Below are 13,386 nucleotides of genomic sequence, written 5' to 3'. Positions count from 1 at the left end.
TTCCGGTCCCAGCTGAACCCATATTCCGATTGTGCCCCCGGGAAGTATCCTCCGTGTTTATAAAATCCATAATTGAAAAACCAGATCAGCCCCATCATTTCCGGCCATAGAACCTGTGGGTATTGCAATGTGGTAATCAAATCCACAGTATTCTGATTCAGGATAGTAACACCCTCATAGGTTCCTCCCTGCATATACATTCCCAGGAGTTTTGCCAGCTGCATGGCACTGGTTCGGAGAGCACCTGAAGGATAAACCGGAAAACCCGGATGATCGGTTGGTATCAGGGTTCCATCCTGTTGCAGGTAGGGGGTGGCAATCCTCGACTGATCAAGATTTGCCAAACGGAAGGAAGTCTGCTCCATCCCCAGAGGCTGGAAAATATGGTTCTGGCAATAGGTCTCAAAATCGGTATCCGTCATGCGTTCTACCAGGTATGCCAGGAGGGTGGCTCCAACGTTTGTGTAGTTATGTTCCTGAAAAGGGGGAAAAGAAGCATAGCTCTGATCGGTAAAGTACATCCCGCCGGGGACCAGATAGGCTTCCAGAAGGGAACTTATGGGAATAGGGCAATCGTGCCCATAGGTGATCAGGCTGTTTAACAGCTCAAGATTATCGTTAATCGAGGAAAGATGAGTCATCAGGTAACGAAAAGTTATGATGCTATCCGGAAAGAGGGGGTTTTTAACTTCAAAAGGCAGATATTCGTTGACATCATCGTCCAACTGAAACATCCCTTCTTCATAAAGCTGCATGATGGCGGTAATAATAACAGTTTTTGAAATAGAACAAGCCATGAAAACCGTGGAATCGTTCACAGGATTGCCCTGAGCAAGATTGGCAACACCGTTATGCCATTTCCAGTACATTTGGCCATCTTTCAAAAAGCAAAGGGAAGCACCAGGTATCTGAGCTTCATCCATGATCCATGATATCCAGGCTTCAAAAAAACCCGGATCCATACTCTCAATGTATCTTTCAGAAGTGCCATCGGCGTTCTGTGGAATATATTGATTTATATTTTCCAGGAAGAGTTTTTCTGTTTGCTGATAATCCGTGTTTTGAAATTCAACGAAGAAATCCTGGGCTTTGGATGAAAAAGAGAACAACAATAGCAGAACCAAGAAAGTTGGCAGGAAAATGGTTTTCATGACAATCAAATTTTACTGCAAGGTACACATTCCTGAAGGAAAAACCAAACGTCTACAGGTCAGGTAAATATTGGATGAGATTCAAAATCACTTATTTTACAATTCATATCCTCTTGCGATCCAATAGGCAGCCCGGTCAAAGAAGAGCATCATCCTGCGCTCCAGCTCAAGTGCCATATAAATGTCGATGGTTTTATTCCAAACATTCTGTGAAAGGGCAAATTCCCAGATATTTTTGCGTGTGAGGCTTAAAGCACTGAGCACCTCGCTTAGTTTAAATCCCTCCATATTTCTGTCTGCTCCGAGCTTTTCATAAAATTCCCTGATTTCTTTTCCTGAATAAATTCCCCCGAGCCATTCTCCAAAATGGCTGATCACGATCATATTCCTGGAAGACAATGCTATCGGGTCAAATTGCCTGTATGTAGGAGTTGAATGGCTGGTTCTCACATCATTCAGCCAGTATTGGGCTATGAGCTCCGCGTTATCTTCAATAAGACGTATCAGTTTATCGGATAAGAAGTCTCCGGCCGGTTTGCCATTGGACTCTCCATTTAAAGACCTTTTGAAGGAGTCAATGATAGTCCAGAACTCCTGTTTTGACCGGATGAATTTTTCTAAGGCATGGATATTCGATACGAAGGCCATTTCAGGAAGTTTATCCAGAGAGAAAAAACCTATTTCGGAGGCATCGTCACCCGCAATGGCTTCGCCACCGGTTTTTTCAGCTTCAAAAGTCAAAAAAAGCAGGTCGCCGTATGTTTCGCTGTATCCTGATTCCACATCAACCAAACCGGTGATCTTCCCTTCCAGTTCTGTTTCTTCCCTGAGCTCTCTCAATGCAGCGGATTCAATGCTTTCACCGGTCTCAGCAAAACCCATAGGCAGACACCAATACCCTTTTTTCGGGTCAAGCTTTCTTTTCACCAGCAATATCTTCCTGTCTTCTAACAGGATATTGGAAACCACAGGCAGAGGATTTTCATAAAAAAACACATTACAGGCCGGACAATAATCCCTTAAGCTGTCACCCTCATCTTTTCGAACCAAGGGTCCGCCACAATAAGCACACCGGATTTTTTTCCTGATCATAACACATTTGATTTTCGAGGCCGGAACCCGGTGAAAATAACATCGTTTTTAGAAATGTTCAATATCATCCCCCGTTCAAGGTCCTTACGGATTTTCCCGACCAGAAGATCATACAGTTTCTTTTGCGGATCAATGCTTTCAGGGACAAAGAACCTGTATTTGAAATTAAAGTACTGCAGAAAATCGTTGAAATCATCTATACCAAACCTCAGCATATTATCACATTTCTTCAGGGTTATTTCCTGGAAAAAAGGCTCCATGATATCTTTACCATTAAGATCAGAAAAGCGGTCGACAAGTGCATCATGCGGGATAACCTCTTGGACCTGAATTTCCATTTCCGATAAAATATTCTTCAGGTATAGCGTAAACTCTTCCATATGCGGACGGGAATGAGTGATGGTAACAAACATTCCTTTATCCGTTAAAATCCTGGATATCTCGCCGGTCAATTCAGGAAAAAAATACATAGCATAACTGCAAACGATCAGATCAAAGGAAGCATCTTTCAATTTTCGGATCACCGAGCCGTCACCACAGATGAACCTGCATTTTCGCCCGGAAGTCCTGCTTATTTGAAGGAAACATTTTTCATACCCGGGATAAAGGTCTATTCCGGTAATCTGTGCATTGGGATGGACCCGTTCTGCCAGAACTTTGCTAAAAAATCCAAACCCACATCCCAGATCAAGGATATGCCTGACCTCACCCAGTTCCAGGTCATTCACAGCTTTATCCCGTATGTCTTCCCGGCCGACAAGGTGTCGGGCAATGACATCCGCCACCTTCTTATGCTCAACAGCATCCTGGAAAACATCAACCATTGGAAAACCGGAAAGTCCCATACGGATAAGTATTTGTTTTCGTAAAGATAATAATAACCTTGCCTTAGCACTAACATATAAATAAAGTTTTATCTTTGGCGCACTTAAATATTATAAAATTCCAATATGAAAAACTACATTACTATCTTATTACTGCTTACACTGGGGTTGATGACATTTGCCCAGCAACCCGGAACCATTGACGAGACATTTGGTAACTCCGGAAAAGTGATGACTGATATTTATAAAAGTTACAATGATGCACAGGCCGTGATCATCCAGCCGGATGGAAAGATCCTGGCCGGCGGTTATACGAATGGACTGGGGGTGCAACAATACTGCACATTGGTAAGATATCAGTCCGAAGGAACTTATGATGCCTCATTTGGAAGCGGAGGAGTTTTTACTTTCAACTTTGGCACTGAAGTAAGCCAGGTATTTGATATTGCATTGCAAGCCGACGGGAAAATATTGATTTGCGGATATTCCAACAGCGGTGACGCCGATATAAGCGTAGCCCGGGTTTTACCCGACGGAGGACTTGACAACACGTTTGGAGTTTCCGGCATTAGTACGATTGATCTGGGAGGGAATGAAATTGCCACCTGTATCACCGTACAGGAGGATGGTAAAATTGTGATTGCCGGGCAAACCGATATCAGTATTGGTTCGGATTTAGATCTTTTTGTTTGCCGGTTTTTACCAAACGGAACATTGGATAATGGTTTCAGCACCAATGGATTTATTGTTCTTGACCTGGCAAGCGGGTCCTACGATATGCCCGGTGATGTGGCTATGCATCAGGGCAAGATCCTGGTTTCCTCTTATGCTTATCAAACTTACGGCAGTACCTATGACGCCATCGCCCTCGTGAGGCTAAAGCTTGATGGCACACTTGATCCGGGTTTTGGAATTAACGGTATTTCAATTAACGATGGTCATATCTTATGCAACATGGTTCTTTCCCCAGGAACCAGCCTTTCCATTGATTCCCAGTACCGCATTGTAGTTGCCAGCCGGGTATTTGGACTGGAAAGCATAGATTTCGCATTGTTCCGCTATCTTAATTATGGTTATCCCGATAATAGTTTCGGTGAGAACGGTGTAGTAATTACCGATATGATAGGAGACAATGCTGCATATTCAGTGGTTCACCAACCCGATGGCAAGATCCTTGCCGGAGGATATCATTCCAACACAAGCAACATGGACTTTTGCCTTGCACGTTACCTCGAAGATGGGTCCCTGGATGCTGACTTTGGGACGCATTTTGGGGTTTCTTTTTACGATATCAGTCAGGGTGGATCGATGAATGATGCCATCCAATCGCTGGCAATACAGGAAAACGGGAAGATCCTTGCAGCCGGCGGAGCATATAATGCCGCCGGTGATCAGGATTTTGTCATCGTGAGGTTTTACTCCGGATTACCGACAGGCCTCTCTGAAAACAATTACGATCAGGATGCTTTCGGGATACAGCCCAACCCCTGTAACGGTGAGTTTTCAATACAAACCGATCTCTCACGGGAAGATATCCGGGCTTTCCGGATTTATGACCTATCCGGTAGAATAGTATTTGAGGAACAGGGATTTCCGGTTGGAACCTATAATCTGAATTTCCTCGAGGAAGGAATGTATCTTGCAGGATTGGTATTAACTAATGATGTTGTTTACAGGAAATTGATTATTCATAGGGACTAAACGAAAAAGTCCCGCAGAGACTTCCTCTGTGGTACCCTGTGAAACCTCTGTGAAACTCCGTGAAAGTTATTATTTCAGGAGCTCCACAGAGGTTTTTAATTTACCTACTTCACCACAGCCATTCTCCTTGAACCAACCACCACGCCATCAATCTCCAGGGAATAGAAACAGATCCCCCCATAGCCCTCCGGTGCAAAAGTAACCTGGTGCAAACCTTTACCCTGGTGAGCATTCACAAGGGATTGGACTTCCTGCCCCAGGGCACTGAAAATTCTGAGATTTACCCTTCCCGGATTGTTCAACACATAGGTGATTGTTGTTGAGGTGGTAACAGGATTGGGTTGGTTTTGATTAAGTTGTCCGAAATTTTTTATGTTCTCCTTTTCATCCGGCATACCCACAACCAGGTCGAGTGGTTTCCTGAAAACGCCACCGCCGGATCTGTCGCTGAGGGTAGTACCCAGGAACATATGGCTTGAATTAACAGCTGCACAGGTGATCTCTCCTCCCGATAGTCCGCTCAGATCAACCTGACTATAATTGATAAAATCTTCGGAGAAGAAACCGTTCTCTCCAAAAGCAAAGCAATAAAAGCCTGTGGAAGAAAGTGCTGACTGAGTAATAAAGACCGTATTCAGTTTTTCATCCGCGATCTGTTCCGTCCAGGTATCTCCTCCATCATAACTCATGAACAGTCCATCGCGAGTAGCAATGATAACCATGGATCCCAGTCCCGTGAGCTTTTGCACCAGCAGGGCATCACCGCTCAGACCGTTGTTTTTTTCAGTCCACGACACCAGGTTATCCATCGAATAATACATACCACCATCAGTAGCCATAACACTGTAATCGATACTATTATCAGAGTATCCGCCTATATCGTTTACCTTGAGCCCTTCTCCTGAAATCCCTGTATTGTATGCCGTCCATGGTCCGTAATAATCCGGGGAAGCAAAAACACCACCACCATTAGTTCCAACAGCCCAGTCGGTAGCATCATCTCCGCCAAACCAGAAATAGTGAATATCCGTGTTTGTCAATCCTGTGGAAGTGCAGTTCTGATAGTTAAGCAGATCCTGGGTAAAATACGGACCTGTGCTTGTGGCAACAAAGATATTCTTGGGAATGGGGCCCGGACGGATATCGTTCACATTCAGATTCGCGAGGTCACCGTTGATGGCCGTCCACAGGTTACCTTCATCCAGTGTCCTGTAAATTCCACCACCAAAAGTTCCTACATAAACAGTATCCACGAAAACGTACATGGATGTGGGCGGGAAGTTCCCCAGCCCGTTGTTAACCTGTATCCACTGCGACATAAGCGGGAAGCAGGCCAATAAAAACAATAAAGTAAGTAAATGATTTTTCATAAATAGTTCCTCCGATAGTTTAATAAAAATGCAGAGCACTCATTCTTGTTGAGTTGTGTTGATCAGACCCAATACAAATAATACGAATGAGTAACCCTGCAATGTTTCTTCAGTATCGGGCCGGGGTGATCAACAGTTCAAAGGTATTCATGAAGAGAAGCGGAGGAAATGAGGTGATATATGCAAATCCATGGGGTGATTACCCTATTTTTCATCCAGGAGCCCATTTTGAAAGGCAAATCGCACCAGAGCAGCAACATTGTGCAAATTGAGCTTTCCCATGATATTTGTGCGGTGATTATCAACGGTTTTAGGACTAATGAATAACTTTTTCCCGATTTGTGTATTGGAATTCCCATCGCAGATCAATTTAATGATCTCCTTTTCCCGGGAAGTTAGCTGGTTAACCAGGGGACTGATTTCTGAAATCAGAGGTTTTGCAGGTGAAGGATCGAGAAGTTCTCTGGTAACATCCGAATTGAAATACTCTCCTCCCCGGTAGATTAATTTAACTGCAAAAAGCAGTTCGTGTGCTGGGATGGTTTTCAGCATATATCCCTTTACCCCCATTTCAATAAATCTCCTGATCAGGGCATTTTCCTGGTGCATGGTCAGAATTGTTGTTTTAATATCGGGGTAAGTTTCAATTATTGTCCGGGCGCATTCAATGCCATTCATCACCGGCATATCAATATCGAGCAGCACAATATCAGCTTTTGTGTTTTCCAGGATAGCCAGAACTTCAGCTCCGTTAAATGCGATTCCCACGATATTTATCTCCGGATCACCTTCCAGAATATGTAAAAGACCATCAACCATGATCTTATGATCATCAGCTATAAGCACATTAATCATCCTGTCGTATAGGTATTTTAACAGTAACAGTTGCTCCCCCGCTTGTATTGTTCTCAAATAATACAGAACCTTTAAGGGTTTCTGCTCTGCTTTTTATGTTCATCAACCCAATTCCCTTATTCCTGAAATCCCCGGAAAAGCCCTTGCCATCGTCATCCATAATTAAAACAATACTACCACTGGTCTGTAGCAATTGTATGCTGACATTCCCGGCTCCGCTATGCTTGATAACGTTGTTCACCAGTTCCTGTGATATCCTGAATAAAGCCAGTTCGATTTTTTCAGGAAGTCGCCCAACAATTCCAAAATGCTCAAATACATATTTAATCTCCACATGTCTGAAAGTCTTTGGAAACATATCTTCCAATGCGGCCACTATGCCAAGTTCACTGATAGCTTTTGGCATCATCTGGTGCGATACTTCCCTGAGTTCACCTGAGGCTTCTTCAAGGGAATGCAACAAGAATGACTCTTCAGTGTCACTCTCTCTCTTTTCACCTGCCAGCCTTCTCCAACCCAGGATTACCCCTGCCAATTCCTGGACAATGCCGTCGTGCAGTTCTTTGGCAATACGCTTCCTTTCTTCTTCCTGGGCGGCAAAAACAGCCTCCAGACCTTTCTCCTTTTCCAGGATCAAAGCCCGGTCGATGGCAGCCTGCGACCTTCTTCTATTTCGCTGTATAACAAACAACCCGAGGAAAACCAGTGCCAACGATCCCAGGCTCAGCCCGGTAATGGTACGGTTCCTTTTAGCGACTTTCAGCTCAGCCTCTGCCCCTTTTTGTCCAAGCAAAGCAATTTCCTTATCTTTTTTCTCCGTTTCGTATTTCGCCTGGATTTCGGCAATTATTTCATCCCTTTCTATATCATAAATGCTGTCGTGGATTTCTATCCTTCGTAATAGATTGGAGTATGCGAGCCTGTCTCTTCCCGTTTCATGGTAAAGCCGCCCGAGATTGCCATAAATCTTATACAGGATGTTTCTGGCATCAGCTTTCTTTGCATAATCCAGGGCTTCCAGGAGGTACTTCTCTGATGAAGCCAGATCCCCGGAATTTTTATAAAGATCCGCCAGATTGTATAATGAAGAGGCACAACGCCCCAAATTACCAAGGTCCTTATATCTCTCCACGGAAGCAAAGTAATACTTAAAGGCAGAATCGATCCGGTAATCAGCCTGGTACATGCTTGCCAGATTATTGAAAGTAATGGCCAGGCCGTAATTGTCGTGGATCGACCGCTGAATAACAACAGCACGATAAGCATAAAAATAAGCAGAGTCCTTGCTTCCCGTTTCATCGTGCAGCCTTGAAATATTGGAGTAAGATGCTCCAATACCGTAATGGTCACCCATCGCCAAACGTTTTTTCAACGAACGACGATGGTAATCCAACGCTTCCACCAACCTGTCCTGCTCCCATAATATCAACCCGATATTGTTCAGGGTATTGGCAATACCACGCTGATTATCCAACTCTTCAAACAAAAGAAGAGAACTGTTGTAAAAATCTATTGCTTTATCATACTCCCCTTTATTCCAGTAAATCAAACCAATATTGTTCAGAGCCGAAGCTTCGATGGTCTTATCACCGGCTTCCCCGGCTAAAAAAAGCGCTCTTTCGTAACTTATCAGGGCACTGTCCCATCTGTTTGTAACATCATAAATGATCCCCTGGATATTAAAAGATTTGGCAAGTATGGTGTTATCCTTAATTCTTTCGCCGATTTCCCTGGCTTGCATTATAAATTTGTTCGCCGAATCGGGGTAAGAATAATATAGCTGCATGGAAGCTTTACAGAGCAAGACTGCTTTGGTCGAATCATCAGTGGTTTGCTGAATTTCGCTTAAAAGGCTGTCTAAAGGCTGGGATGAAAGTTGACAGCCTGCCATGAGAATTATTACAGATATGATCACGCATCCTTTCATCATTCATTCATTGAAAAAATTTACCGAATCGTGACAGGTTTGCAATAGCAAAGCTGTTTAGATTCAGTTATACTTCGGCAGATTGATATGCAATATACGATTTATAATCGAAGTCTGGAGCTTCGCATTAAAATCTGTTCGCGTTTTTAGCATAAATCAATATATTTACTGAACATTGGCAGGATATTCTGCGCAACCAAAAATCACAACTTATGAAACCCACATTACTGCTTTCTATCCTCATTTCCTGTTGTTTTCATTCATTCTCACAAAACACAGACCTTTCATACAAACTTGAAAAAGGCTCAGATTATAAACTTTCAACCACCACGAACATTACGATCAACCAGGAAGTTAACGGGCAATTAATGAAGATGGACATGAAGCTGGAAAGTGTATTGAATTTCTTTATAAAAGATATTCAAAATGAGGAGTACATGCTTGAGGTAAAATACGAGCGTCTTGAAATGGAAAACACTGTCAGGGATCAGACTATGAGATACAATTCTGATTCAGATAATGAATATGATCTTTTGTCGAAAACACTTTCCGAAATGACAGAAAATTCATTTTCCTGCAGTATGACGAAGGATGGCAAAATGAGCTACTCATCCGGTTTTGATGATATTCTGGAAAATATCCTGGATAGTCTGGCAGGGATCTCTCCCAATGAAAAATCACAACTTGAACTGCAACTTAAGAAAGCATTTGGTAGCGAGGCTTTTAAAAAATCTATTGAGACCGCATTGCATATTTATCCGGATAGCCCCGTTCGTTTAAACGAAAGATGGTGGATTGAATCAACCATAGGAGCAGATATGATAACGGGTAGAATGGAAGGCGATTACATACTGCTTGAAGAAGGGGATGAATATTATAAGATCAATGGTAACTCATGGTTCAGGACAAACACAGATTCAACCTTTAACTTTTTTGGAATGGCGGCAAGAAGCGACCTTGAGGTTGAGTATGCCACTGCAATAAAGGTGAATAAAATTAATGGCTGGATCATACAAACCCACACAGAATACTCATTTGAAGGGGAAATTATGATCAATCCAAACGCTCAGTTACCCGATGGCATGAAAATACCATTCAGGATGAAAGCCACGATGGAAATAAAGTAACCTTCCAACTTTCTGCCTGACAAGGCGATGGCTGTTTAGCAGTCAGTAGATTCATTTAGAATCATTTGGCAAATCCATCCCCTCCATCCACGGAGCCCCGGCTTCCTGCAGCGCTTTAAGCAATGCCGGTATTCTGTTATTACTGATCTCCTCCAGTTCGGATTTCACGGCAGCAAACTCTTTCTTTCCCATTTCCAGGCTTTCCTTCATCGATTTTGTCGGGCCATAGGTGCTTCCCGTTCCGCCCATGGCAAAATACAGGCGGGTGTTGATATTGGGTGGCGACTGCTCTCCGATTTCCTGTTTCGATTTGTTCCCGTACATCTTTTCTTCCAGGTCGAGTAGATCGGCACGTAGCTTATGAAGTTTTTGTTCAAGATCTCCGGGCACAACTTCAGCACGTGTCAGTGCATCCTGCATTTTCTCTGTTTTCTTCATCGAGTTTTCCAGGATGATGGATGCAGCGCCGGCAGCCTTACGTAATTCTCTTACTTCCAGGGTAAAGGCAATGATCTCATCTTCCGAAGCTCCCTGCAGGCCCCCTTTACGCATCCTGACTACCTCAAACTCCACAGGGCCGCCAAGTTCTGTAACCACCCCGTTGACCTGCTTTGCCATGCTAACGGTATACTGTCCCGGTACAACCATCAATCCTGAAGACCAGGCGTCATTTCTTTCCGAATGTATGTCGATGGCACGGGCCGCGGAATAACGCAGATCCCAGTCGACACGGTGAAAGCCTTTGCTTGTTGGGCCTTCCAGTTTCCTGATCACATTGCTCTCCGCATCTTTAACCGTGAGAATAATAAGCGGTTTCTCTTCCCTTCGCTCGGCCTCAACCTCTTCCCATCCCGGAAAAACAACAGCTTCCTTGTTTTTCTTTTGCTTCGACTCTTTCACCTGGCGCATGTCTTTCCTGGTTTGGTAAGATTCTTTCAGGTAATAGGTAAAAACGGCGCCATAGTCAGGATTGGGGGCGGTAAAAAAAGTAGCCCCCTGCGACCAGTTGCCATATCTGGGAATATACCACCATGCATCCCTGACCGGGAAAAGGGTGGCTTCTTGTTTTAACTGTTCATCAGAGACTTCGCGCAGGACGCTGTAGTCATCAAAAACATAGAACCCCCTTCCGAAAGATGCGCCCACCAGGTCGTTTTCCCTTTTCTGTATGGCCAGGTCGCGGAAGGAGATGGTCGGCACGCCGCCCTTCAGCCTGATCCACTTCTCACCGGCATCAACCGTGAAACAGATACCAAATTCCGTAGCCAGGAAGAAGAGTTCCGGCTTTTCGTGATCCTGGACGATCCGCCAGAGCAATGTCTTTTCCGGGAGGTTGCCTTTCATGGATTTCCAGGATTTGCCCCTGTCGGTGCTTTTCATGAGATATGGGTTGAGATCGCAGAATTTGTGATTATCAAGCACAACATACACGGTATTGACATCAAACAGATCCGCTTTGATATCGTTAACGAAAGCCGTTGCAGGAATGCCAGGCATGCTACCCACCTCGATCTTTCTCCATTCCCCTGTTTCCGGCTCTTTAACCTGTATCAGTCCGTCGTCGGTTCCGGCATAGATCAGTCCTTCCCGGACAGGCGACTCCGCCAGGGAAGTGATGGTATTGTAATCCGACATGGCATCCATATCCCAGGCTTCATCCCAGCCCTGTGTCTGTTCCATGATGGGTAAGGTCAGCCTTTCCTGGTCGCGGGTAAGGTCGCCGGAGATGGCTGTCCAGGAATCGCCCCTGTCATCGGAACGCCACACACGCTGCGAAGCAAAATAGATCGTTGTTGGTGAATGAGGGCTGACCAGGATGGGTGAATCCCAGTTAAAGCGTTCTGCATCTTCCCCTTCGCCGGGCTGCGGGCGGATATCAACGGTTTCTCCCGTAATCATATCTCTCCGCACAAGGTATCCCTGCTGCGACTGTGCATAAACGATATCAGGATTTCCTGGTTCGGTGGCCGTCTGATGGCCATCACCCCCGTTGATGATGAACCAGTCCTGGTTGCTGATGCCATCGCTTTTGTCGGTACGGGATGGCCCGCCCTGGGAACCATTGTCCTGGGTGCCTCCGTAAATGAAATAAAACGGCTCCGAATCATCAACGCTGACCTTATAAAACTGCGTAAGCGGGAGGTTCGGGATATATTTCCAGTTCTTTGTGTCGTCGAAGGTTTCGTACAATCCGCCGTCGGTCCCGACAAGCATATAATCCGGGTCCGTTTTGCTGAAAGCGATGGCATGGTTGTCGGAGTGCTTCTTGCTTTCGTTCATATTCTTAAAGGTCTTCCCTCCGTCGTCCGACACCTGCATCCACACATCCACCAGGAAGATCTTATCAAATACATGGGGATGTGCAAAGAGCTCCTGGTAATAATGCGGTCCGGTGGCGCCTGCGACGGCATCCGACATTTTCTTCCAGGAAGCCCCGCGGTCATCCGAACGGTAAACGCCGCCGGTACGCCGGTTCAGCTCGATAGCGGCATACAGGACATCAGGTTTTAGCGGAGAGATGGCCAGGCCGATCTTACCCATGTTCGACCCGGGAAGCCCTGACTTCAGCTTTTCCCAGGTCTCTCCCCCATCAACGGATTTATGGATACCCGATCCCGGGCCTCCGCTGATATAGGCCGCCACGTTGCGGTGTCGTTGCCAGGTTGCAGCATACAGGACATCCGGATCACGCGGATCGATAACGATATCCGTCACACCGGTCCATTCCTCATCGCCAAGGGTCTTCTTCCATGTCTTGCCCCCATCGGCAGATTTGTACAACCCTCGTTCACCTCCCTTGTTCCAGAGCGGTCCCTGTGCAGCAACCCAGATGACATCTGAGTTTTCAGGATGAACGATGATCTTTGAGATATGTTGGGACTCTTTAAGTCCCATGTTCTTCCAGGAAGAACCGCCGTCATCACTGCGGTATATCCCGTCGCCATAGCCTACATGCCGTCCGCCGATGTTTTCGCCGGTACCAACCCAAACCGTGTGCGGATTGTTCGGATCGATGGTCACACAGCCGATGGAATAGGATTTCTCCCCATCAAATATTGGCTCCCAGGTGGTTCCTGAATTAGCGGTTTTCCAGACCCCGCCGGAACCGACGGCGACATACCAGATATTCTCATTTTCAGGATGTATGGCGATATCGGCGATACGCCCGGATTTGAATGCCGGCCCGATGCTTCGCAGCTTCAGTCCTGAGAAGGTTTTGTCGTTCAAAAGGCTTGTATCGGCTTTCTTTTGCGAGAAGCAAAGAAGCGAAACGGAAAGTATGGTCATTAATAAGATGATCCTGGGGATTGATTTTTTCATGGTCATATTTTTTTGTCA

The 13,386-nt window shown here is 45.3% G+C and carries 9 protein-coding genes; 2 read left to right on the top strand and 7 right to left on the bottom strand.

Features of this window, described 5'->3' with window-relative positions; all coding sequences use genetic code 11:
* The 3 genes from KKA81_09130 to KKA81_09120 form a co-directional block, all read right to left on the bottom strand.
* Positions 1-1,151 (bottom strand): beta-lactamase family protein (locus KKA81_09130; GenBank protein ID MBU2651084.1); only part of this gene is annotated, 1,151 nt, incomplete at its 3' end.
* 96 nt (positions 1,152-1,247) lie between these two features.
* Positions 1,248-2,243, bottom strand: a complete 996-nt coding sequence (locus KKA81_09125; protein MBU2651083.1) for an NUDIX domain-containing protein — start codon at positions 2,241-2,243, stop codon at positions 1,248-1,250.
* On the bottom strand, positions 2,240-3,088 hold the full coding sequence (locus KKA81_09120; protein ID MBU2651082.1) for a class I SAM-dependent methyltransferase: 849 nt from the start codon (positions 3,086-3,088) through the stop codon (positions 2,240-2,242). Before KKA81_09120 ends, KKA81_09125 begins: the two co-directional genes overlap by 4 nt.
* A 105-nt stretch (positions 3,089-3,193) precedes the next feature.
* Here KKA81_09120 and KKA81_09115 point away from each other — a divergent pair, with 105 nt between their 5' ends.
* Positions 3,194-4,768, top strand: a complete 1,575-nt coding sequence (locus KKA81_09115) for a T9SS type A sorting domain-containing protein (GenBank protein ID MBU2651081.1) — start codon at positions 3,194-3,196, stop codon at positions 4,766-4,768.
* 104 nt (positions 4,769-4,872) lie between these two features.
* Here KKA81_09115 and KKA81_09110 read toward each other — a convergent pair whose 3' ends face one another.
* From KKA81_09110 to KKA81_09100, 3 genes are all read right to left on the bottom strand, one after another.
* Positions 4,873-6,138, bottom strand: coding sequence for a hypothetical protein (locus tag KKA81_09110; protein MBU2651080.1), 1,266 nt, complete (start codon positions 6,136-6,138; stop codon positions 4,873-4,875).
* A 204-nt stretch (positions 6,139-6,342) separates the two neighbouring features.
* Positions 6,343-6,993 carry a response regulator transcription factor gene (locus tag KKA81_09105; protein MBU2651079.1) on the bottom strand — a complete coding sequence of 217 codons (651 nt, stop codon included), beginning with the start codon at positions 6,991-6,993 and terminating at the stop codon, positions 6,343-6,345.
* On the bottom strand, positions 6,986-8,923 hold the full coding sequence (locus KKA81_09100) for a sensor histidine kinase (GenBank protein MBU2651078.1): 1,938 nt from the start codon (positions 8,921-8,923) through the stop codon (positions 6,986-6,988). The genes KKA81_09105 and KKA81_09100 overlap by 8 nt, the downstream gene beginning before the upstream one ends.
* Before the next feature lie 209 nt (positions 8,924-9,132).
* On the opposite strand from KKA81_09100, the gene KKA81_09095 reads away from it, so the two are divergent.
* Positions 9,133-10,047, top strand: coding sequence for a hypothetical protein (locus KKA81_09095; GenBank protein ID MBU2651077.1), 915 nt, complete (start codon positions 9,133-9,135; stop codon positions 10,045-10,047).
* Positions 10,048-10,098: 51 nt separating this feature from the next.
* On the opposite strand, the gene KKA81_09090 is transcribed toward KKA81_09095, so the two are convergent.
* Entirely contained in the window at positions 10,099-13,368 is a 3,270-nt protein-coding gene (locus KKA81_09090) for a glycosyl hydrolase (GenBank protein ID MBU2651076.1), read from the bottom strand.
* Positions 13,369-13,386 lie beyond the last annotated feature (18 nt).

It is taken from the genome of Bacteroidota bacterium, from assembly GCA_018831055.1.
Lineage (GTDB): Bacteria > Bacteroidota > Bacteroidia > Bacteroidales > B18-G4 > M55B132.
The sequence above is the reverse complement of the archived record's forward strand: the minus strand, read 5'-3'. Positions and strand labels throughout refer to the sequence as shown.

Bases quoted from the DNA above. Each gene is read 5' to 3' on its own strand.
- KKA81_09125 (MBU2651083.1), bottom strand. From the start codon at position 2,243: ATGATCAGGAAAAAAATCCGGTGTGCTTATTGTGGCGGACCCTTGGTT.
- KKA81_09115 (MBU2651081.1), top strand. From the start codon at position 3,194: ATGAAAAACTACATTACTATCTTATTACTGCTTACACTGGGGTTGATG.
- KKA81_09110 (MBU2651080.1), bottom strand. From the start codon at position 6,138: ATGAAAAATCATTTACTTACTTTATTGTTTTTATTGGCCTGCTTCCCG.
- KKA81_09120 (MBU2651082.1), bottom strand. From the start codon at position 3,088: ATGGGACTTTCCGGTTTTCCAATGGTTGATGTTTTCCAGGATGCTGTT.
- KKA81_09105 (MBU2651079.1), bottom strand. From the start codon at position 6,993: ATGATTAATGTGCTTATAGCTGATGATCATAAGATCATGGTTGATGGT.
- KKA81_09095 (MBU2651077.1), top strand. From the start codon at position 9,133: ATGAAACCCACATTACTGCTTTCTATCCTCATTTCCTGTTGTTTTCAT.
- KKA81_09100 (MBU2651078.1), bottom strand. From the start codon at position 8,923: ATGATGAAAGGATGCGTGATCATATCTGTAATAATTCTCATGGCAGGC.
- KKA81_09090 (MBU2651076.1), bottom strand. From the start codon at position 13,368: ATGAAAAAATCAATCCCCAGGATCATCTTATTAATGACCATACTTTCC.